This window comes from Catenuloplanes nepalensis (genome assembly GCF_030811575.1).
Lineage (GTDB): Bacteria > Actinomycetota > Actinomycetes > Mycobacteriales > Micromonosporaceae > Catenuloplanes > Catenuloplanes nepalensis.
This window is the reverse complement of the sequence record NZ_JAUSRA010000001.1, coordinates 133598-155028: the sequence shown is the minus strand read 5'-3', so window position 1 is coordinate 155028 and position 21431 is coordinate 133598. Positions and strand designations below refer to the sequence as shown.

The following is a 21431-nucleotide window of genomic DNA, read 5'->3' as shown; positions in this document are numbered from 1 at the left end:
CTCACAACCCCCCGACGGCCTGCTCGCGCAGGGCCCGTGCGTGCTGCTCCAGGGAGAGCAATTCCCCGAAGAGCGCGAAATATTCGTCCTTGTTGGCCACCGGATTGATCCGCTGCACCTTGGACTTCAGGTCGGCTATCCGCGCGGTCACCGACGCGGACTGCAACCGGGCCAGCGTGACCGCCACGTATTGCGGGTCGGGGTCGCGGTCGACCCGCAACGGCTCCACGGCCAGCTCGCTGACCAGCGCCTTGGCGGCGAGATCGGCGCAGAGATCGCGGACCTTCTCGATCCAGACCACGCCGCCGCCGGCCGCGGAGGCGGTGCCGCCCGCGTCCGCCACGGCGCCGCGCAGCGCCACGTGCACCGGATCGGTGAAGTGCGTGCCGTCCAGCGCGTCGAACATCGGGCCGGCCAGCACCGGCTCCTGCAGCGCGAGCTTCAGCGCCTCGCGCTCGACCTGCAACTGCGGCGCGGACGTGGGCCGCGACCCGGCCTTGCGGCGGTTCTCGTCCGGCGCGCTGCCGCCGGCGCGGCGCACCGCGTGCTCCACCTCCGGCATGTCCAGGCCCAGGTCGTCGGCGAGCCTGCGGGTGTAACCCGGGCGCATCGAGCGGTCCTTGATCTGCGCGACCAGCGGCGCGGTGGAGCGCAGCGCGGCGACCCGGCCCTCGACGGTGTCCAGATCGTACTGCCGCATGATCGAGCGGAGCGCGAACGCGATCATCGGCTCGCGCGCGCCCACCAGGTCGCGCACGGCCAGGTCACCGCGGTTGAGCCGCAGATCGCACGGGTCCATGCCGTTCGGCGAGACCGCGATGAAGGTCTGCGCCACGAACCGCTGATCGTCGGAGAACGCGCGCATCGCCGCCTTCTGCCCGGCCGCGTCGCCGTCGAACGTGAAGATGATCTCGCCGCCGAGGTCGTTCGCGTCCATCAGCAGGCGGCGGAGGACCTTGATGTGGTCCTCGCCGAACGCGGTGCCGCAGGTCGCGACCGCGGTCGGCACGCCGGCCAGGTGGCAGGCCATCACGTCGGTGTAACCCTCGACGATCACCGCGCGACTCTCCCGCGCTATGTCGCGTTTCGCCTGGTCGATGCCGTAGAGCACGTGCGACTTCTTGTAGAGCGGCGTCTCCGGCGTATTCAGGTATTTCGGGCCGTCATCGTCGTCGAAGAGCTTCCGCGCGCCGAAACCGATCACGTCGCCGCTGATGTCCTTGATCGGCCAGAGCAGCCGCCGGCGGAACCGGTCGATCAGCGAACCGGACCGCGCCGGGCGGGACAGGCCGGCCGTGACCAGCTCGTCCGCCGAATAGCCCTTCTGCCGCAGGTGCCGGGTCAGCACGTCCCAGCCGTCGGGGGCGAAGCCGCAGCCGTATGCCTCCGCGTGCTCGCGGCCGAAACCGCGCTGGGCCAGGAACTCGCGGGCGGCCCGGGCTCCCGGAGTGATCAGCTGAGCGCGGTAGAAGTCGGCCGCGTCCGCGTGCGCCGCGATCAGCCGCTGCCGCTGGCCGGGTGCCTGCCGCGGGCCGGACGGGCGACCGCCGGGCTGCTCCTCGTAACGCAGCTGGATGCCGGCCTTACCGGCCAGCCGCTCGACCGACTCGACGAACGTCAGGTGGTCCGCGTCGATCAGGAACGTGATCGCGTCACCACCCTTGCCGCAACCGTGGCAGAAATAGACGTTCCGGGCGGGGGAGACGGTGAACGACGGCGTCTTCTCGTCGTGGAACGGGCACAGGCCCTTCAGGTTGCCGCCGCCGGCCGACTTCAGGGTGACGGTCTCGGAGATCACGTCGGCGATCGCCGTGCGCTCGCGCACCAGCGCGATGTCCTCGTCCCGAATCCTGCCGGCCACCCGCGGCTCCTCCCTCACACCCAAAACCACAAGCCTCACACCCAAAACCACAAGAGCGTTCCAAGGGTACGGCGGGAGCCGCGGGCGCCGGAGGGGCCAGGCCGGGTTTCGTTCTCAGGTGAGCGCGCGGTGCCAGGAGAGCGCGGCCGGGTCGGTGAGCGACGCCACCTGGTCGATCACCACGCGCAGGCGCGCCGCGTCGTCCGGCGCGGCCCGCCAGATCGGCGCGAACACCGGGTCCAGCCCGTCCGGCGCGCGCACGGCCAGCACGTGCACCAGCCGGGTGAGCACCTCGCGCTGCCGCTCCTGCTCGGCCGCGGCACCGCTGCGGCGCATCACGTACCGCAGGGCCATGCCCTTCAGCAGCGCGCACCGGATCCGCACGTCCGGCGGGACGAGCAGGTCCGCGGCGTACCGGCGCAGAGATCTTGATCCGAACGCCGCGACCGTGGCCTCGACCGGCGCCGCGACCAGCCGGCCGGTGAGCACGCTGGTCATCCGCTTGACCGCGATCTGCGCGCGGTGGCTGCCGTCGTAGGCCAGCGCCGGCGCCAGCATCGGCCCGGCCAGCATCGCGGCCAGCTCCGCGCCGAGCACGTCGACCGGCTCCTCCGAGTAGACGCCGGACACGTCCGCGCAGAGCGCGGCCCGCTCGTCCGCGTCCACGGCCAGCCGCTCCAGGTCGATGTAGCCGCCGTGGATGCCGTCCTCCAGGTCGTGCACGGAGTAGGCCACGTCGTCCGCCCAGTCCATCACCTGGGCCTCCAGGCTCTGCCGCTCGCCGGCCGGCGCGTCCCGGCGCAGCCACTCGAAGACCGGCAGATCGTCGGCGTAGACGCCCCACTTGCGCCGCACACCGTCCCGGCGCCACGGATACTTGCAGGTGGCGTCCAGCGTGGCGCGGGTCAGGTTGAGGCCGGCGCCCTCGACCTTCGCCTCCAGCCGGGTCAGCACGCGCAGCGTCTGCGCGTTGCCCTCGAACCCGCCGCAGCCGCCCGCGACCGCGTCCAGCGCGGCCTCACCGTTGTGACCGAACGGCGGGTGGCCGAGATCATGGGCGAGCCCGGCCACGTCCACCACGTCCGGGTCGCAGCCGAGCCGCTCGCCCATCTCGCGGGCGATCTGCGCGACCTCCAGCGAGTGCGTCAGCCGGGTCCGCAGGAAGTCGTCCGATCCGGCCACGTGCACCTGCGTCTTCGAGGCCAGCCGCCGGAACCCGGCCGAGTGCAGCACCCGCGCGCGATCCCGCTGGAAGGGCGTCCGCCCGTACCCCGTGTCCTTGGCCTGCTCTTCCGCCCACCGCTCCGCGTCGCCGTCCTGGCCGTTCATGATCCGAGCGTAGTGCCGCCCCGGCGCTCCCGGCGCGGCCGTCGCCGGGATTTCCGCCGTCGTTCAACGGACATGGATCTCCCGCGCGGCCTCCCGCACGTCCGGATCCGGATGCGCGGCCGGCTTCCGCGGCTCGGCCGGCCACGGCACCGGGCCACCCGGCGCGGCCCGGATCGCGCCGAGGTCCCGCCGATTCGCTCAGGTGCGTGGGGTCAGCACGCAGAACTCGTTGCCCTCCGGGTCGGCGAGGACGACCCAGCCGTCGACGGTGCCCTGGCCGACGTCGACGTGGCGGGCGCCCATGTCGACGAGGCGCTCGACCTCGGCCTCCTGGTTGTCGGGGCGCAGGTCGATGTGGAGACGGTTCTTCACGGTCTTGAGCTCGGGGACCGTGACGAAGACGATGCCGGGGAACTCGTCGGCCTTGCGGCGGATCTCCACCTCGCCGGGGCGCTCGTAGGTGATCTGGTAGTGCAGCGCCTCGGCCCACCAGCGGGCCAGCCGGCCCGGGTCCTCGGCGTCGACGACCACGTTCTCCCAGTCGCTGCCCATGGTGCTCCTCATCGTGCGGCCTCTGACGGCAAGGTGACGAACACGTTACGCCGGGAAACCGATCGCGGCACCCTCCGTTCCACTGAGCGCCATAAATCATCGGCCATCGCGATCACTCGAACGGGCAGGCCCCAGTCCACCCAGGAGTGAGCGGCCGGGGCGGTAGCCGGGAGGTCGCACACCGTCGTGGGATGGAGAAAATCCATATCGGGTAGTAGCGTGCCGGAAGCACAACGTCACTGGCCGGCCATCGCCGGTCCCACACCATTGCCCGGAGTTCGATCGCCTTCCGCTGGCCGGAGCGGGGGTGAGGCTACCGCTGCGGGCCGAGGAGACCGTGTGTCCGGCATCGACGACTGCCTTCGGCAGGCGATGGCAATTCCCGGCGCGATCGGCGCGAGCCTGGTCGACTACACCACCGGCTTCGCGCTCGGCGCGGTCGGTGCCGCACCCGGCGACGACCCGGACGGCACGGCCACCGGCACGGCCGACATCGTGCACGCCGCGGTCAGCCGGTCACCGTTCGCTTCGGTGCGCCCCGGCGACGGCGTGGAGGACCTCATCATCACCACCGCGGGCGGCTACCACCTGATCCGTCCGCTGCGCACCGGATTCGACAGCCGCCTGGCCCTCTACCTGTGGCTGGACAAGGACCTCGGCAATCTCGCGGTCGGCCGGCGCCGGCTGCGGATGCTCGCCGAGAACCTGGTGACGGCGTAACGCCGCCGGCTCACGCGTAACGCCGCGGGCCCGGCGACCGTTTCGACACGCGACCGACGACGGCCATGACGGTCGCGGCATGAGACCGAGAAATCGGTGAGGAGTCCACACGTGAAGCCCGCCCGTGCCGCACAGGCAACCCTCCCCCGCCGGGCGCTCAGCCAGCTGGTCAACGCCGGTGAGACCGGCGCGCTGCACGTCGCCGGCCACCCCGGCGGGGTCATCCATCTGACGGAGGGCCGGGTCAGCCATGCGGAGTCCCCGGCGGCACCGGGCGTCGGCGAACTGCTGATCGCGTCGGGCCGGATCTCGGCCCGCACGTGGGAATCCGCGGTCGCCGCCGGGAAAGACGCACACCGTGTCGGTCGCCTGCTCGTCGAACGGGGGCACCTTACGAACGGCGAACTTGAGCTGTGTGTTCTTGGGGTGATCTATGACGCGGCGTACTTCGTGCTGCAACCGGCGGCCGTGCCCGTCCGGTTCGCGGAGGGTGAGCAACACTGGCTCGGCCCGGTCTGCCGGGTGGATGCCGACGTGCTGTCCAGGGAGACGACGCGACGGCGACGGCTCCTCGACGAGGTCTTCCAATCGTCCACGCTGGACACTGCGCCGGTTCGGCCGGCACCCCGGCCGCCCGTCGAGCGCGTCGTGCTGAGTTCGCTGCAGTTCGAGTTGCTGGTCGCGGCGGACGGCGAGCGCACCCCGGCCACGCTGGCCCGGCTCCTCGGCCGGGCCGGATACGTGACGTTGCAGCAGGTGCGCGAGCTGGCGGCGGCGGGTCTCATCATGACGGAGGACCGGGCGCCGGCCGCACCTGCGGACGCGGTCATCGCGCTGGCGGAGGCCGCCATCGCCGCGGCGGAACACCCGACGGTCCCCGCGCAGCCGGGCATCCCACAGCCGGGCATCCCGACCCTGGACATCCCGCCGCAGGACATCCCGCCCCTGGGCCCCGTGAAACCGGACCCGCCGAACCCGGATCTCCCGACGTCGGGCGCGGCGAAGCCACACCTCCCGAAGCGGGACGACTCGAAGCCGGCCATCCCGAACCCGGCCACCACGGAGCAGGACACCCTACAGCTGAGCACCCGACAGCAGGACACCCGGAAGCAGGACATCTCACGGCAGGACGCCCGGGAGCGGGCGATCGCGGAGCCGGCTCCCGACGAGCGGCGGCCCGCCACCGGTGGCCCGGAAGCACCGACGTCCGGCCCGGCCGACGTGCCGCGCCCGGCCGGGCCGGTGCGCACGGCCCGGCCCGGCCGTGCGACGACCACCGCGGCCGTGGAACCCCCCGCCACCGCGGACGACACCGCGCCGCTCCCGTCGGTCTCCCCGCCCGAGAATCCGGCGGATCCGGAGAAGCCCGCCAAGCCCCGGCGCACCACCGGTGGCCGGCGGCGCGCCGGTGCGCGCGCCGGTGCCGCGATCCCCACCGAGAACCTGCCCCGCCGCAGCCCCGGCGAGCAGATGCCGAGCGGTGCCGGTGACGTGCAGACCGCGCCGGACGGCGGCCCGCTGCGCGGTGACGCGCCGGACGAGGCGCTGCTCACCCGCATCCGCAGCGCGCTGAAGGCACTGCGGTGAGCGCGCCGTCCGTTCGGGCTCCCCCGGCGGCCGCGCGCCGGAGGCGGGCACCGACCTGTTCACCCTCACCCATCCCTGCCCTCGCGAAGGAGAACTGCCGTGGAAACCGACCGGGCGGTGCTGGCCGAGCTCGCCAGGCTTCGCAGCCGCCTGCCCGATCTGTCGGCCACCGTGATCGCCGGCGTCGACGGGATGCTGCTCGCGTACGACGCACCGGGCCTTCAGCCGGAGACGATCGCCGCGCTGGCCGCGGCGAACCTCGGGCTGACCCAGCGCTTCGCCCAGACCGTGGGCCACGGCGACCTGCGCGAGACCATCATCGAATCGTCCGGCGGGTACGTGGCCATCTACGCCGCCGGGCTCCGCACGCTCCTCGCCGTGCTCGCCAGGCCGAGCGCGAACGTGGCCCGCATCCATCACGAGGCGCGGCGTACCGCACGCCGCCTCGGTGAGCTGCTCGATCCGGTGGAGGCACGACCGCCCGCACCGGCACCGCCGCGCGTCATCCCGGTCGAGGGTCAGGTGCCCCTGGCCAAGCGCACCCCGATGGCCGCGCTGCAGTCGAGCGTCCCCGGCCAGCGCGCCGGATAAAACCCCTAAGTTCGGAGGATTCTGACATGCCCGACATGGACACCGCGCTCAAGGAAGCGATGAACATCGACGGCGCCGTCGGCGTCGCACTGGTGGACTACACCAGTGGCATGGCGCTCGGCGTCGCCGGCGGCACCAAGGAGCTGGACCTGACCGTGGCAGCCGCCGGGAACACGGACGTGGTCCGCGCGAAGCTGCGCACGATGGAGATGCTCAACCTCAAGGACGGCATCGAGGACATCCTGATCACGCTGGGCAGCCAGTACCACCTGATCCGGCCGCTGACCGGGCGCTCCGGCAAGGGGCTGTTCCTCTACCTGGCGCTGCTGAAGAACCGGGCCAACCTGGCCATGGCGCGCCACCAGCTGAAGAAGATCGAGGAAGACCTCGACGTCTGAGCCGCCCGGCCCCATGATCCAGGCGTCATTCATGTCGTTCCAACGACACGAATGACGCCTGGATCACCGCTCTCACGACGCGATGGCCGCGCGTCCCGCCTCCAGCCGGGCGATCGGCACCCGGAACGGTGAGCAGGACACGTAGTCCAGGCCCACCTCGTGGAAGAAGTGCACGGAGTCCGGGTCGCCGCCGTGCTCGCCGCAGACGCCCAGCTTCAGGCCCGGACGCGCCGCCCGGCCCTCCTCGGACGCGATCCGGACCAGCCGGCCCACACCGTCGGTGTCCAGCGACTCGAACGGTGAGATGCCGAAGATGCCCAGCTCCAGATAGCGCCAGAAGAACGCGCCCTCCACGTCGTCCCGGGAGAAGCCCCAGGCCATCTGGGTGAGGTCGTTGGTGCCGAACGAGAAGAACTCGGCCGCCTCCGCGATCTGCCCCGCGGTGAGCGCGGCGCGCGGCACCTCGATCATGGTGCCGATCAGCACCTCCACGCCGCTGTCGCCGACCGTCTCGACCAGGATCTTCTCGGCCTCCGCGCGTACCGTCTCCAGCTCCTGCACCGCTCCGACCAACGGCACCATGATCTCCGGCCGGGCGCTGCCGCCGGCGCGGGTGACCTCGACCGCGGCCTCCGCGATCGCGCGCACCTGCATGGCGAACAGACCCGGGATGACCAGGCCGAGGCGTACGCCGCGCAGGCCCAGCATCGGGTTCTGCTCGTGCATGCGCTGCACGGCCGCGAGCAGCTTCTCGTCGTGCCCGGCATCCTCACCGCGCTCACCGGCCACGGCCACGCGCACCGCGAGGTCGGTCAGCGACGGCAGGAACTCGTGCAGCGGCGGGTCGATCAGCCGCACCGTGACCGGCAGGCCGTCCATCGCCCGGAACAGCTCCACGAAGTCCGCGCGCTGCAACGGCAGCAGCGCGGCGAGCGCGGCCTGCCGCTCCGGCTGCCCGCTCGCGAGGATCAGCTTCTCCACCAGCTCGCGGCGATCGCCCAGGAACATGTGCTCGGTGCGGCAGAGCCCGATCCCCTCCGCGCCGAAGCGCCGGGCCCGGGCCGCGTCCTCGCCGGTGTCCGCATTGGACCGGACGAGAAGCCGCCGCCGGGAGTCGGCGTGCCGCATCAGCCGGTCCACCGCACCGACCAGCGGGTCCTCGCCGGTGAACGTGCCCTCGAAGTACCGCACCACCGAGGACGGCTCGACCGGCACCTCACCGAGGTAGACGCGCCCGGTCGTACCGTCGATGGAGATCATGTCGCCCTCGGCGACGCGCGTGCCGTGCACGGTGAACGCGTCCCGGTCCATCTCCAGGTCGTCCGCGCCGCACACGCAGGTCTTGCCCATTCCGCGCGCGACCACGGCCGCGTGGCTGGTCTTTCCACCGCGCGAGGTGAGGATGCCCTGGGCCGCGATCATGCCGCCGAGGTCGTCCGGGTTGGTCTCGCGGCGGACCAGGATCACCGCCTCGCCCTGCCCGGCCAGCTCGATCGCGCGCTGTGCGTCGAAGACCGCCCGGCCGACCGCCGCGCCCGGTGACGCGCCGACCGCCCTCGTCAGCGGCCGCGGGTCGCCGGACAGGTCGAACCGGGGGAACATCAGCTGGCCGAGCTGGGCGCCGGTGACCCGGCGGATCGCCTCGTCCAGGTCGATCACGCCCTCGTCGACCAGGTGCGCCGCGATCGTGAACGCGGCCGCGGCGGTGCGCTTGCCGACCCGGGTCTGCAGCATCCACAGCTTGCCGCGCTCGATCGTGAACTCGATGTCGCACAGGTCGCGGTAGTGCTCCTCCAGCGTGGCCATGATGCCGAGCAGCTCGTCGTAGGAGGCCTTGTCGATCGACTCCAGCTCCTGCAGCGGCACCGTGTTGCGGATGCCGGCGACCACGTCCTCGCCCTGCGCGTTCGCCAGGTAGTCGCCGTAGACGCCCGGCGCGCCGGTGCCCGGGTCGCGGGTGAACGCCACGCCGGTGCCGGAGTCCGGGCCGAGATTGCCGAAGACCATCGCCACCACGTTGACCGCGGTGCCGAGGTCGGCCGGGATGCGCTCCTGCCGCCGGTAGAGCGCGGCGCGGTCCGCGTTCCACGAGTCGAAGACCGCGCCGACGGCCAGGCGAAGCTGCTCGCGCGGCTCCTGCGGGAACCGCCGGCCGGTGTGCTCCTCGAAGATCTTCTGGTAGACGCCGGCCAGCGCGCGGAGGTCGTCCGCGTCCAGGTCGAGGTCGTCGCGCGTGCCCTTGCGGTGTTTCGCCTCGTCCAGCGCGTCGGCGAAGTAGCCGGCCGGCACCTCGCAGACCGTCGCGCCGAACATCTGGATCAGGCGACGGTAGGAGTCCCAGGCGAAGCGCTCGCCGCCCTGTGCGGCCAGCCCTTCGACGCTCTCGTCGTTGAGCCCGACGTTCAGGACGGTCTCCATCATGCCCGGCATCGAGAACTTCGCGCCGGACCGGACCGAGACGAGCAGCGGATCCGTGGCGTCGCCCAGCCGCCGGCCGGTCCGCTCCTCCAGCGCGGTCAGCCGCGCCTCGATCTGCTCCTCCAGGCCGTCCGGCAGGCGCTTGTCGCGCAGGTAGGCCCGGCAGGCCTCGGTGGTGATGGTGAATCCGGGCGGGACCGGAAGACCCAGGTTGGTCATCTCGGCAAGGTTCGCGCCCTTGCCGCCCAGTAGGTCCTTGAGGTCCTTGTTGCCCTCTTCGAAGGCGTAGACGTAGGTCATGGAGGTCTCCCATCCGTTCCGCACTGAACGTGGGGCCCGGTCGATGCCGGCCGTGGGCGAAATCTAAGCGAGAACGTCGCATAGAGCGAGGGAAGGGTGACGATTGGCACATCAGCCGCGCTGACCTGCGACGTTGCCACCCATCGCATGGAAGCGCTTCCATGCAACCGATCCCCAACCCCCAATGCCCAGATCCACAACCATCAGCGGGTACGAGGAGAAGGTCCTCAACGCTCGTAGGGCGCACCGGGCGGCTGCGGCGGGTAGCCCTGCGGCGGAACGGCCTGCTGCGGCGGGTAGCCCTGCGGCGGAACGGCCTGCTGCGGCGGGTAGCCCTGCGGCGGAACGGCCTGCTGCGGCGGGTGGGGCTGCTGCGGCGGCATTCCCTGCGGCGGAGAGGGATGCTGCGGCGGATAGCCCTGCGGAGTCATTCCCTGCGGAGGTGTTGCCTGCGCAGGCATTCCGTAGGGCGGCATTCCCTGCGGCGGGTAGGGCCGCTGCGGCGGCATCGGATACGGCTGCTGGGGCTGGTGCGCGGGCGGGAAAGCCGACGGCTGCGGGAAACCGGCCTGCGGGACACCCGCCTGCGGGAAACCGGGGTGCGGCTGCGGGAAACCGGGCGGTGGCGGGAAGCCCTGCGGCGGCTGCGGGAAGGCGGGGTGGTGCTGCGCCGGGAAGGGCTGCTGCGCGTACCCCTGATGGGGGTGTCCCGGTGGTGGATAGCCGGCAGCCAGCATGTTCCGCGGCACGAACTGCTTCGGCCGCGCGCCGGTCACCATCGCGTCCAGGAAGACGAAGAACGCGCCGAATCCCAGCAGCAGATATGCCCACCACGCGCCGCCGCCGAGCCCGGCCGACGGGAAGAGATCGCTCATCGCGCGCGACTCCTCGACCGTGGTCACGACCGACATCGCGGACGCCGACACGGCTCCGGCCGCGGCCAGCCCGGCCAGCGCGGCGAGCGCGCCCAGCCCCCGGCCGTTGCGGAACCCGGCGAGCGCGGCCGCACCCAGCGTCAGCAACAGCGCCGCCGTCGCCCAGACCCGCGTGCTGCTGCCGTCCGCGAGACCGGCCGGCGAGTCCGGCGCGTTCGCGGCCGCCTCCTCGAGCCCCGGGATGGACGAGTCGCCGGAGCGCTCGTCACCCTCGGTGGTGATCGACGGCGGGGTGCCCAGGATCAGGTCGAACCCGGTGGCGCTGATCGTGGTGTGCCGCTGCCCCCAGGACGACTCGTCCGTGTCCAGGACCACGAACGGCCCGGCGAACGCCAGCACCGCCACCAGGAAGATCAGCGCGCTGATCACGCGTCTAGCCACCATGACGAAGAGAAGCCTCCCGCTCCGGCCCGGCGCGCCCCCGTGGCCGCCGCGTGCCCGATGAATGTACTGGTAGATCCGTACTTCCGAGATCCCGGGATTTTCTGTTATCCGCGCCGCACCGCCGCGTCTCCTGATGGGCCACAATCGGCCCGGCACTGCGGAAGGAGACGACCATGGCCGGTCAGCCACTGATCGCGCTCCCCGGGCGCCATCGCCGGCGCCTCGCGCCGACGACCCGGGCCGCCGTGATCTCGCTGGCGTGGCTGGCCGTGGTGGTGATCGCGCCACGGTTCGCGGCGCCGCCGGAGATCCGGGCCGGCGCGCTGTTCGTACACCTGATCTCGATGTTGATCGGTTTCGGCGCGGTTCTGTTCGTGGACTGGTCCGGGATCCTCTTCCTGGCCGGCCGGCACAGCTTCGGCGACGTGCTGCGCACCGCGGAGAGCGCGCTGACCCCGACCTGGATCGGCTTCACCGGCCTGCTCGCGTCGGGCGCGCTGCTCAACCCGCAGATCACCTACCTGACCACGGTCAAGCTCCTGGCCGTCCTGATCGTCGGCCTCAACGGCATCTACGCCGGCACGGTCGCCGCCCGCCTGTCCCGCCACCGCGGCCACCGCCCGCCCACCCCGCTGCTGATCCAGGCCGGCCTCGCGACCGCCCTCTCCCAGCTGGCCTGGTGGACCGCCGTCATCATCGGCTTCCTGAACAGCCAGTCATCCTGAAGGGTGTAGCACTTCGTAGCACCCGGGCTTAGACTTGGTTCATGTCCGATCCCATGCCGCGAGAGATCACGCAGCGAGAGCTGCGGAACGAGTCAGGCTCGATCATGCGCGGGGTCGAGCAGGGCGAGTCGTACACCATCACGCGCAACGGAACGCCGGTCGCCCGGCTCATCCCGCTCCGTCGCCGGACTTTCGTCCCACGAGACGAGGTCAAGGCAATCTTCGCGTCAACGCCGCCCATGGATCTCGAGCGTTTCCGCCGCGACCAGGACGCCACGATCGATCAGGGTCTCTTTGAACGAGAGCAGTGATCCCACCGCCGGCCTGGTGGACACCAACGTCATAATTCTCTATGGCGGTCTTGACCAGCGCGAACTTCCCGAAGACATAGCGGTCAGTGCGGTCACGCTCGCAGAGTTGTCGGCAGGACCACACCACACCGATGATCCGGTCGAGCGCGCGGTGCGAATCCGACGCCTGCAAGACACGGAAGCGGCCTTCGAGGCGATTCCGTTCGACACGCAAGCAGCGCGAACCTACGGCCTGCTGGTCGCCGCCGTAATTGCGGCAGGCGGCAAACCGCGCGGTCGCACCGCCGACCTCATGATCGCATCGATCGCCGCAGCGAACCGGCTGCCGCTCTACACGACGAACCCCGCGGACTTCGCCGGTCTTGAGCGCCTGATCCAGATCAGGCCCGTCACACACCCCGACCAACGCTGACCGTCAGCCGCCGGAGTTGTCGATCTCGGCGCCCTCGGGGACGGCGTCGTCCTCGCGGTCGGCGAGCCAGCCCTGGGGGAGGAAGACGTGGGCCGGGGAGTTGGTGCGGCCGCGGGGCTGGCCGAGGGCCTCGACCGGGAACGGGGCCTCGTGGTCGAGCTTGCCGAGCAGATCGTCGAGCTCCGTCAGTGAGGAGGCCATCGCCATCGCACGACGGATCTCCGTACCCACCGGGAAGCCCTTGAGGTACCAGGCGACGTGCTTGCGGAAGTCGGTGACGCCGTCGCGCTCCGTGCCGTACCAGCCGGAGAGCAGTTCGGCGTGGCGGCGCATGACCGCGGCGACCTCGCCGAGCGACGGCATCACGCGCTCGGGGCGGCCGGCGAACGCGGCGGCCAGGTCGGCGAAGAGCCACGGGCGGCCGAGGCAGCCGCGGCCGACGACCACGCCGTCGCAGCCGGTCTCGCGGATCATCCGGAGCGCGTCGTCGGCCTCCCAGATGTCGCCGTTGCCGAGCACCGGGACGTCCAGCGCCTCCTTGAGCCGCGCGATCGCCTCCCAGTCCGCGGTGCCGGAGTAGCGCTGCGCGGCCGTGCGCGCGTGCAGCGCCACCCATTTCACGCCGGCCTCCTGCGCGATCAGACCGGCCTCGACGTAGGTCAGGTGGTCGTCGTCGATGCCCTTGCGCATCTTGATGGTGACCGGGATCCCGGCCGGTGCCGCCGCGTCCACCGCGGCCTTGACGATCGCCTCGAACAGACGACGCTTGTACGGGATCGCCGCCCCGCCGCCCTTGCTGGTGATCTTCCGGACGCTGCAGCCGAAGTTCAGGTCGATGTGATCGGCCAGGTTCTCGTCCACGATCCGCCGGACCGCGCGCGCGGTGATCGCCGGGTCGACGCCGTAGAGCTGCATGCTCCGCGGGTTCTCCTCCGGCCCGAACTCGATCATCCGCTCGGTCTTCGGGTTCCGGTGCGCCAGCGCGATCGTCGTGATCATCTCGCACACGTAGATCCCGGCGCCCTGCTCGCGGCAGAGACGGCGGAAGGCCACGTTCGTGATCCCGGCCATCGGCGCGAGCACGACGGGCGGGTCGACGGGGTAGCGGCCCAGCGTAAGCGTCACCCGTCGAGAATCCCACAGCGCCGTCGCCGCGCCCAAAAGAGTCGGCCACGTTAAAACCGGACATCCGGCGTTGACAGTAGACGATCTTCTCGGATCGGATGGGCATGTGTATCGATTCGGGATGAGGACCGTCGTGGCGCTCGTGGCCGCGGCGACGACGATGACGATGACGCCGGCCCCGGCGAGCGCGGCCGACCCGCCCCCGCCGACGTTCGGCTCGGACTGGGACGATCCGGTCACCGCCGCTCCCCCGGTCGAGCGGCCAGCCGGCCGGTCCTGCACGACCCGGATCGTGGACACCGAGTTCCGCGACTTCACGCCGTTCACCGGCACGTTCACGCCACCGGCCGCCTGTCGCGGGCCCTGGCAGAAGGTGGTGCTGACGCTGCGCGGCGCGGTCGCCGGCCGGCAGTACGACCGGCTCGGCTACCTGCGCGTCGGCGGCGTCACGATCTTCAAGCACTCGACGCCGCAGCCGAGCCCGGACGGCATCGAGTGGACCGTGGACAAGGACGTCACCGGTTACGCGCCGCTGCTGAGCACGCCGCAGCCGGTCGAGATGCTGATCGGCAACGTGGTCGACGACACGTACACCGGTGTCCTCGACATCACCGTGGACCTGACGTTCCATCCGGGCCGCGCGCCCGGCGGCGGCGCGGACCGGGTGATCGGCCTGACGAACCAGCACAGTGAGGGGACGAGCCTGGTCGGCGACCTGACCGTGCCGCGCAACTCGGAGCGGCTGGTCGCGGAGGTCTTCGCGACCGGGTCCGGCGGCGGCTGCGAGGAGTACTGGTACCTCACCACCCCGGCCGGCGCGGACTACTCGTGCCCGGCCGAGGCGGGGCCGTACCGCGAGGTGCAGATCCGCGTCGACGGCACGCTCGCCGGCGTGGCCGCGCCGTTCCCGCACGTCTACACGGGCGGCTGGTCCAACCCGTTCCTCTGGTACACCGTGCCGGCGCCGCGCGCGTTCGACATCGCGCCGATCCGCTACGACCTGACGCCGTTCGCCGGCCTGCTCACCGACGGGAAGGCGCACCGCGTCGAGGTCTCCGTGCTCGGCGTGCCGGCCGGCCGGCCCGGCTGGGACGTACCCACGGCGATCCTGGCCTGGCAGGACCCGCACCGCCGCCAGGTCACCGGCGCGCTCACCACCGTCGGGGAGGGCCCGCTGACGAACACCTCCGTCGCGGACGGCCGCACGGTCACCACCACCGGCGGCCACAGCCTCACCACCAGCGGGTACGTCGACACCTCGCACGGCCGGGTGAGCACCACGGTCACCCGCGCGGTCACCAACGGCTCCGTGCACACCTGGACCGAGGGCGAGTCCCACGACGCGCTCGACGCCACCTGGACCGACACGGACAGCGTCACCACCCGCGCCGGGCGCGGAAGACCCACGACCGTTGCGACCCAGCGGCGGTACGGCATGGACGGCGCCACCACGCTCGCGCCCGACGCCCGCCTGACCACGACGATCACGCTCACCGACGCCGCGACCGTCACCGGCGCCCCGGGCGGCCCGGTCCGGCTCTCCGACACCTACACCGGCGAGGCCTCCTACCTGACGAACGTGCCGCGCCCCGAGCGCCAGGGCCGCGCCACCACCCGCGAGCGCTACGTGCTTCTCACCCCGCACCACCGCTACGACCGCACGGTCGCGACCGAGCAGGGGCGCGCGGTCCGGCCGTGACGCCGCCGGTGGTCGCCGTCCCCGTCCGTACGGCGACCACCGTGGCGCGGTCAGCGCACGGACGGGTCGGTGGACGAGATGCTGGAACGCGCACGCCGTACCCGCTGACGGTCTTTTGTGGACTGCTTCAAGAAAGGCACTATGCTTGCCGGGTTCATCCGGCCCGCACCACCGACCCCGCGAAGGATGCGCACGTGGACACGTCGGCACCCCAGACGGCCAGGATCTGGAATCACCTGCCCGGCGGCACGGACGCCGTCGAGGCCGATCGCGCGGCCGGGCGCAAGCCGTAACCGACGTGAGCACACCGCAACGACACGGCGGCGGACCGGGCCAGGGCACCGGCCCGACGGTCAGCCGCATGCAGCTCGGCTCGCGGCTGCGCGCGCTACGGATCGCCGCGGACGTCACACGCGAGGCCGCGGGCTACTCCATCCGCGCGTCCGAGTCGAAGATCAGCCGGATGGAGCTGGGTCGGGTCGGGTTCAAGGAGCGCGACGTCACCGACCTGCTCACGCTCTACGGCGTGGCCGCGCCGGACCAGGCCGAGCTGCTCGCGCTGGCCCGGGAGGCGAACCGGCCCGGCTGGTGGCAGGCGTACTCGGACGTGCTGCCCGCCTGGTTCCTCAACTACCTCGACCTGGAGCAGGCCGCGGAGCTGATCCGCAGCTACGAGATCCAGTTCGTGCCGGGCCTGCTGCAGACCGAGGCGTACGCGCGGGCGGTTATCACGATCGGGCACGGCCGCAGCACCAAGCGGGAGGTCGACCGCCGCGTCGAGCTGCGGATGGCCCGGCAGTCCATGCTCACCCGGCCCGGCGGGCCGCGCCTGTGGGCCGTGCTCGACGAGGCCGTGCTGCTGCGCCCGATGGGTAACCGGACGATCCACCGCGAGCAGCTCGAGGCGCTGCTGAAGCTGATCGAGGCGCCGACCGTGCGGCTGCAGGTGGTGCCGTTCAGCACGGGCGGTCACGCGGCCGCGGGCGGCGCGTTCAGCATCCTGCGGTTCGCGCTCGAGGAGGTGCCGGACGTGGTGTTCCTGGAGCAGCTGACCGGCGGCCTCTACCTGGACCGCCCGGAGGACGTCGACGAGTACGCGGCCGCGGCCGGCCGTCTCTTCATCGACGCGACCACGCCGGCACGCACCGCGGACGCCATCCACCGGGCCCTGCGCGACTTCTGACTTTCATGATCGAGGTGTCCCCCACGTCGTTCCGACGACATGGGGGACGCCTGGATCACGGTCAGGTTTGCAGGGTTCGCGGGTCGACCGTCTCCACCGGCTCCGGCGCGGTGTCCGGATCGGCCGGCTCGGTGCCGGGTGGCGTGCGGTCCGGCGTCGGCTCGCCGTCCGGATGGTCGAAGAGGTAACGCAGCGCCGTGTTCAGCACCGCGAGCAGCGGCACCGCGACCAGGCTGCCGACCACGCCGGCCAGCACCGCGCCGGAGGCGATCGCGAGGATCACGGCGAGCGGGTGCAGCGCCACCGCCCGGCCCATGATCAGTGGCTGCAGGATGTGACCCTCCAGCTGCTGGACCGCGATCACGATGCCGAGCACGACCAGCGCGCTGAACGGACCCTGGGCGACCAGTGCGACCAGCACCGCGACCGCGCCGGTCACGGTCGCGCCGATCACCGGGACGAACGCACCCAGGAAGACCAGCGCGGTCAGCGGCAGCGCCAGCGGGATGTCCATGACGGCCAGGCCGATGCCGATGCCGACCGCGTCCACGAACGCGACGAACACGGTGGCCCGCATGTACGCGCCGAGCGTATGCCACGAGTAGTGCCCGGCCCGCGCGACCGGCAGCCGGGCGCCGGACGGAAGCAGCCGGCACAGGAACGACCACATCGCGCCGCCGTCGCGGAGCATGAAGAAGAGCGTGAACAGCACCAGGAAGAACCCGGTCAGCATCTCACCGACGGTCGCGGCCGTGCTGATCGCGCCGGTGGTGAGCGCGCCCTGGTTGCCGGAGATCTGCTGCTGGAGCGCCTCGACGTACCCGTTGAGCTGGCCCTGCGACAGGTGTAGCGGTCCCTCGGTGAGCCAGGCCTGCACCTCGTCGATGCCGTCGCCGACCTGCCGGGCCAGGTCGTCGTACTGCGCGATGAACGTCTGGACGATCAGGCCGAGGCCGCCGAAGACCAGCACCAGCGCGGCCAGCAGCACCAGCGCCGCCGCGACCGAGCGGTGCACGCCGTGCCGCCGCATGCGGGCCGAGACCGGCTCGAACAGCGCGGCCAGCAGCAGCGCCACCGCCACCGGGATGATCACCACGCGAAGCAGGCCGATCACCCGGATCAGCAGGTACCCGGCCGCGACGAACAGGATGATCCGCCAGGCCCAGGAACCGGCGATCCGGACACCGCGCGGCACCAGGTCGTCCGTGGTCGGTGCGGGCTCCATCATCACCACCGGCGGCAGGTCCGATCCGGACTGCGACGGGATGAACGGCGGCAGTGACACGTCACGAGCACGATCGGCGAGCACGGACCGGGCCCTGCGGCGCACGGTGTTGACCCAGGTCATGGCGACTCCTCATAGCGGTGCCGACTGCGTACCCGCGCGATGACGTGCGAAAACACCGACTCAGGAGGTCGCCTCGCTGAATAAGCCTCCTTGCCTGAATTGGGGTTTCGTCGTGGGTTGCGGCCCTGCCGATGATCTGCACCCCAAAGGGTGGTCGACGGCAAACGGGGCAGCCAGGCCAATGGTGCTTCCTTTGGGCGTCCGATGCCTCGCCGACCTGCGGGAATGCAGATCATCTTGGCTGGATCTCGCCGCTGAGGAAGCGCCCTTGGGCAGCCGGGCGGCCGCGGTCTGCGCGGAGCGCACGAGAGAAGAGCAAAAGCGGTCTGGCGGCGGCCGAGAGTCGATCACGTGTGCCAAATCGTTGTTATCCGGCGGTCTTAACAACGATTTGGCACACGTGATCGTTTTGGAAGTCAGCCGTCGCGGCTTTTATCGCGGTATTTCGGGCAAGGTGAGTGCAGGCGGCGGAAGCCGCACTGGGCAGGTGGCGGAAGCCGCACTGGGCCGGCGGCGGAAGCCGCACTGGGCAGGTGGCGGAAGCCGCACTGGGCAGGTGGCGGAGGCCGGTTTGGTTGTGGTGACCGGGCACCTGTCAGGCAGGGAGGCCGCCTGCGGCCGACCGGTGCCCGCGGGAGCACTCGGAACGTCGCCACGCCGGAAGCGGGAAAGTCTGGATCTTCCGCTCTGTGGTCCGGCGTCGAGTGGGGGTACGACGTTCGGCTACCGCCGTGATCCTCCGATCGCCCCGGTGTGCGCGGCCGTTCCGGCACAGTTGACCGGCATCGGCGGTCATAACTGCAGGTCGCGCTCGAAGGCGCGAAAACGGGCAGGTGTGTGTGGACGGTGCGTGTACTAGCTTGCTGGCAATCCACCTGCTCGGCCGTCAGGGGTAGACGTGCGTCACCACGGAAAAGCCAGGTTCCAGCAGCGCCGCCGCCGGGGTGCCGCGTTGATCGCCGCGGTGCTGGTCCTCACCGGGCTCGGCACCACGGCCGCGTCCGCCGCGGCCACCGCGGTGGAGGTGACCGCGAAGCTGGGCGGCGACCCGGTCACGGTCCGCACGGCCGAGCCGGGGCAGGACGCGATCGTGGCGTTCCAGGCCGTGGCCGGGCAGCGCGCGCTGGTCGAGATCACCGACATCCGGCTCGGCAGCATGTGGGTGTACCTGCGGGACACCAAGGGAGCCACGCTGCGTCAGGCCTCCTGCGGCGACGGCGTGGACTGCGTGCTGGACACGGCGGAGCTGACCGCGTCCGGGCGCTACTCGGTCTATCTGGACGCGTCGCAGGTGTCCTACGGCGTGGCCACGGTCCGGCTGCACGAGGTGCCGCCGGACGTGACCGCGGGTTACACGATCGGCGACCCGGCCACCACGGTCACCATGGACGCGCCGGGCCAGAACGCGTACCTGGTCTTCAAGGGTCGGGCCGGGCAGCGCATCTTCACCCGGGTCAGCGCGGGTACGACCGGCGTGATCACGGCGTACCTGCTGGATCCGGCCGGTGTCTCGCTCGGCGGCGGCGTCTGCGACGTGCCGTGCGACATCGACGCCACCGTGCTGCGCGCGGACGGCGAGCACCGGCTGCTGCTCAGCCCGTCCGGCGTGCGGACCGGCTCGCTGACCGCGCAGGTCCTGGACGTGCCGGCGGACGTGGAGGCGGTCACCGGGATCGGCCGGCCGGCGCCGGTCACCACCACGGCGCCGGGGCAGAACGCGCGCGTGCTGTTCGACGCGGAGGCCGGTGCCAAGGTCACGGTCGCGGTCAGCGAGAGCGGCTTCACCACCGGCCGGATCTCGCTGCACGGGCCGAAGGGCGAGACGCTGGCGAGCGGCGAGTGCACCCGCGACTGCGCGCTGACCGGCGTGCCGCTGACCGCGTCCGGCACGCACAGTGTGCTGCTCGACCCGGCCGGCGCGCAGACCGGCACCGCGGTCGTCACGATCACGATCTCCGCACCGGACGTGCTGGTCGGCGTGGTGCCGGGCGGCGACCCGGTCACGCTGACCGTCGTCGAGGCCGGGCAGAACGCGGCCGTGGTCTTCGGCGGCGCGGCGAAGCAGCACGTGTCGGCCGTGCTGTCGAAGGGCTCGCTGGGCAAGGCCACCGCGTCGCTGCGCGCGCCGGACGGCACCGTGCTCGTGTCCGCGTCCTGTGCCACCGCCTGCTTCCTGGACGTCCGGTCACTGCCGGCGGCCGGGCGATACACGCTGCACGTCGACCCGGACGGCGCGAACACCGGGTCGATCACGGTGCAGGTGCACGACGTGCCGGCCGACGCGGTGGTGACCGCGGTCCCCGGCGGCGACGCGGTGCCGCTGACCACGGCCGTGCCCGGTCAGAACGGGTTCGCGAACTTCGCGGTCAAGCGCGGTGAGCGGACGTTCGTCCAGCTCATCGGCGGTACGTTCGGAAACGCGCCGGGTTATCTGCGTGACCCGTCCGGCACCGACCTGGCGTCGTCCCAGTGCGCGAGCGGCTGCGTGTTCGACGCCGGCGCGGCCACCGTGGACGGCACCTACCGGATCGCGCTCGACCCGCAGGGCGCGGAGACCGGCGGCATCACGGTCCGGGTGTTCGCGGTGCCGGCCGACGCGGTCGTGCCCACCGCGCCCGGCAGGGGCCCGGTCCCGGTCGCCACCACCACACCCGGCCAGGGCGCGCTGGTGGTGTTCGACGCGGTCGCCGGGCAGCGCCTCTCCGCCCGGCTCGGCGGCGGCACGTTCGGCGGCTCCGGATCCGCCTCGGCCGGCCTGCGCCGGCCGGACGGAAGCTGGCTGGTCAACCCGGTGTTCTGCGGCGTCTCCTGCTTCCTGGACGCGGTCACGGCGGACGCGACCGGCACGTACACGCTGTTCGTCGATCCGCAGGGCGCCGCGGTCGGCTCGATCACCGCGGAGGTCTTCGACGTGGTGGACGCGGCCGTGGACGCGGTGGCCGGCGGCGACCCCGTCGGTGTGCGGACCGGCACGCCCGGCCAGAACGCGGTGGTGTCGTTCCGTGGCGGCGCGGGCATGCGGGTCTCGGTCCGGCTCACCGGCGGCACGTTCGGCGCGGCCACCGCGACGCTGCGCGGGCCGGACGGCATCACGCTCGCCTCGCTCGGCTCGTGCGGCTCGACCTGCTTCGCCGACACCGTGACGCTGCCGGCGGCCGGCGCCTACAGCGTGCTGATCAACCCGTCCGGCGCCGCGGTCGGCTCCGGGACGGTGCAGGTCCACGACGTGCCGCCGGACGCGTCCGCCTCGGTCACGGTCGGCGGCGGCCCGGCGACCGTGTCGGTGACCGTGCCCGGGCAGAACGCGGCGGTCACGTTCGACGGCGCGGCCGGGCAGGTGGTCACGCTCGTGATCGAGGCCGGCACCGGCACCACGGCCTACCAGCTGCGCGGCGCGGACGGCACGCTGCTGGCGAGCCGCTCCGGCACGGCCGCCGCGCTGGTCACGCTCGGTCCCGTCACGCTCACCGCGTCGGGCACGCAGACACTGACGCTGAACCCGGGCGCGCACGCCGTCGGTTCGTCGGCCGTCACCGCCACGTAATCTTGCCCG

The 21431-nt window shown here is 72.0% G+C and carries 17 protein-coding genes; 10 read left to right on the top strand and 7 right to left on the bottom strand.

Features of this window, described 5'->3' with window-relative positions:
• Position 1 precedes the first annotated feature (1 nt).
• From dnaG to J2S43_RS00640, 3 genes are all read right to left on the bottom strand, one after another.
• Entirely contained in the window at positions 2 to 1861 is a 1860-nt protein-coding gene (gene dnaG / locus J2S43_RS00650; protein ID WP_306826490.1) for a DNA primase, read from the bottom strand.
• Positions 1862 to 1975: 114 nt separating this feature from the next.
• Positions 1976 to 3190: a deoxyguanosinetriphosphate triphosphohydrolase gene (locus J2S43_RS00645; protein WP_306826489.1), complete on the bottom strand. Its 1215-nt coding sequence runs from the start codon at positions 3188 to 3190 to the stop codon at positions 1976 to 1978.
• Between the two features lie 198 nt (positions 3191 to 3388).
• Positions 3389 to 3742, bottom strand: coding sequence for a VOC family protein (locus J2S43_RS00640; RefSeq protein WP_306826488.1), 354 nt, complete (start codon positions 3740 to 3742; stop codon positions 3389 to 3391).
• A gap of 339 nt (positions 3743 to 4081) precedes the next feature.
• Here J2S43_RS00640 and J2S43_RS00635 point away from each other — a divergent pair, with 339 nt between their 5' ends.
• From J2S43_RS00635 to J2S43_RS00620, 4 genes are all read left to right on the top strand, one after another.
• Complete coding sequence (locus tag J2S43_RS00635) at positions 4082 to 4462, top strand: roadblock/LC7 domain-containing protein (protein WP_306826487.1); 381 nt, start codon at positions 4082 to 4084, stop codon at positions 4460 to 4462.
• A 111-nt stretch (positions 4463 to 4573) separates the two neighbouring features.
• Entirely contained in the window at positions 4574 to 6049 is a 1476-nt protein-coding gene (locus tag J2S43_RS00630) for a DUF4388 domain-containing protein (RefSeq protein ID WP_306826486.1), read from the top strand.
• 99 nt (positions 6050 to 6148) lie between these two features.
• Positions 6149 to 6640, top strand: a complete 492-nt coding sequence (locus J2S43_RS00625) for a roadblock/LC7 domain-containing protein (RefSeq protein WP_306826485.1) — start codon at positions 6149 to 6151, stop codon at positions 6638 to 6640.
• A gap of 26 nt (positions 6641 to 6666) precedes the next feature.
• Entirely contained in the window at positions 6667 to 7038 is a 372-nt protein-coding gene (locus J2S43_RS00620) for a hypothetical protein (protein ID WP_306826483.1), read from the top strand.
• Between the two features lie 72 nt (positions 7039 to 7110).
• Here the strand turns inward: J2S43_RS00620 and ppdK are convergent, their stop codons facing one another.
• Both ppdK and J2S43_RS00610 read right to left on the bottom strand, forming a co-directional pair.
• Positions 7111 to 9756 (bottom strand): pyruvate, phosphate dikinase, encoded by a 2646-nt coding sequence (gene ppdK, locus J2S43_RS00615; RefSeq protein WP_306826482.1) that lies wholly within the window; start codon positions 9754 to 9756, stop codon positions 7111 to 7113.
• A gap of 227 nt (positions 9757 to 9983) precedes the next feature.
• Complete coding sequence (locus J2S43_RS00610; protein ID WP_306826481.1) at positions 9984 to 11075, bottom strand: hypothetical protein; 1092 nt, start codon at positions 11073 to 11075, stop codon at positions 9984 to 9986.
• A gap of 173 nt (positions 11076 to 11248) precedes the next feature.
• Between J2S43_RS00610 and J2S43_RS00605 the strand changes: the two genes are divergently transcribed.
• From J2S43_RS00605 to J2S43_RS00595, 3 genes are read left to right on the top strand one after another with little or no spacing between them, the layout of a single operon-like run.
• Entirely contained in the window at positions 11249 to 11800 is a 552-nt protein-coding gene (locus J2S43_RS00605) for a hypothetical protein (RefSeq protein WP_306826480.1), read from the top strand.
• A 41-nt stretch (positions 11801 to 11841) separates the two neighbouring features.
• Positions 11842 to 12111: a type II toxin-antitoxin system Phd/YefM family antitoxin gene (locus J2S43_RS00600; protein ID WP_306826479.1), complete on the top strand. Its 270-nt coding sequence runs from the start codon at positions 11842 to 11844 to the stop codon at positions 12109 to 12111.
• A 16-nt stretch (positions 12112 to 12127) separates the two neighbouring features.
• Positions 12128 to 12523 carry a type II toxin-antitoxin system VapC family toxin gene (locus J2S43_RS00595; protein WP_306826478.1) on the top strand — a complete coding sequence of 132 codons (396 nt, stop codon included), beginning with the start codon at positions 12128 to 12130 and terminating at the stop codon, positions 12521 to 12523.
• 3 nt (positions 12524 to 12526) lie between these two features.
• Here J2S43_RS00595 and dusB read toward each other — a convergent pair whose 3' ends face one another.
• Positions 12527 to 13648, bottom strand: a complete 1122-nt coding sequence (gene dusB / locus J2S43_RS00590; RefSeq protein WP_306826477.1) for a tRNA dihydrouridine synthase DusB — start codon at positions 13646 to 13648, stop codon at positions 12527 to 12529.
• Positions 13649 to 13769: 121 nt separating this feature from the next.
• Between dusB and J2S43_RS00585 the strand changes: the two genes are divergently transcribed.
• Both J2S43_RS00585 and J2S43_RS00580 read left to right on the top strand, forming a co-directional pair.
• Entirely contained in the window at positions 13770 to 15347 is a 1578-nt protein-coding gene (locus J2S43_RS00585) for a peptide-N4-asparagine amidase (RefSeq protein ID WP_306826476.1), read from the top strand.
• 298 nt (positions 15348 to 15645) lie between these two features.
• The gene (locus J2S43_RS00580) at positions 15646 to 16530 is read left to right on the top strand and encodes a Sco1979 family transcriptional regulator (RefSeq protein ID WP_503125033.1); all 885 of its coding nucleotides are present in this window, start codon (positions 15646 to 15648) and stop codon (positions 16528 to 16530) included.
• Positions 16531 to 16591: 61 nt separating this feature from the next.
• On the opposite strand, the gene J2S43_RS00575 is transcribed toward J2S43_RS00580, so the two are convergent.
• Positions 16592 to 17878, bottom strand: coding sequence for an AI-2E family transporter (locus J2S43_RS00575; RefSeq protein WP_306826474.1), 1287 nt, complete (start codon positions 17876 to 17878; stop codon positions 16592 to 16594).
• 898 nt (positions 17879 to 18776) lie between these two features.
• Here J2S43_RS00575 and J2S43_RS00570 point away from each other — a divergent pair.
• Complete coding sequence (locus J2S43_RS00570) at positions 18777 to 21422, top strand: hypothetical protein (protein WP_306826473.1); 2646 nt, start codon at positions 18777 to 18779, stop codon at positions 21420 to 21422.
• Positions 21423 to 21431 lie beyond the last annotated feature (9 nt).

What these genes read in the sequence shown, in the direction of transcription:
- J2S43_RS00645 (WP_306826489.1), bottom strand. Translation starts at nt 3,190, where the DNA reads ATGAACGGCCAGGACGGCGACGCGGAGCGGTGGGCGGAAGAGCAGGCC.
- J2S43_RS00640 (WP_306826488.1), bottom strand. Translation starts at nt 3,742, where the DNA reads ATGGGCAGCGACTGGGAGAACGTGGTCGTCGACGCCGAGGACCCGGGC.
- J2S43_RS00620 (WP_306826483.1), top strand. Translation starts at nt 6,667, where the DNA reads ATGCCCGACATGGACACCGCGCTCAAGGAAGCGATGAACATCGACGGC.
- ppdK (WP_306826482.1), bottom strand. Translation starts at nt 9,756, where the DNA reads ATGACCTACGTCTACGCCTTCGAAGAGGGCAACAAGGACCTCAAGGAC.
- J2S43_RS00610 (WP_306826481.1), bottom strand. Translation starts at nt 11,075, where the DNA reads ATGGTGGCTAGACGCGTGATCAGCGCGCTGATCTTCCTGGTGGCGGTG.
- J2S43_RS00605 (WP_306826480.1), top strand. Translation starts at nt 11,249, where the DNA reads ATGGCCGGTCAGCCACTGATCGCGCTCCCCGGGCGCCATCGCCGGCGC.
- J2S43_RS00600 (WP_306826479.1), top strand. Translation starts at nt 11,842, where the DNA reads ATGTCCGATCCCATGCCGCGAGAGATCACGCAGCGAGAGCTGCGGAAC.
- J2S43_RS00585 (WP_306826476.1), top strand. Translation starts at nt 13,770, where the DNA reads ATGAGGACCGTCGTGGCGCTCGTGGCCGCGGCGACGACGATGACGATG.
- J2S43_RS00575 (WP_306826474.1), bottom strand. Translation starts at nt 17,878, where the DNA reads ATGACCTGGGTCAACACCGTGCGCCGCAGGGCCCGGTCCGTGCTCGCC.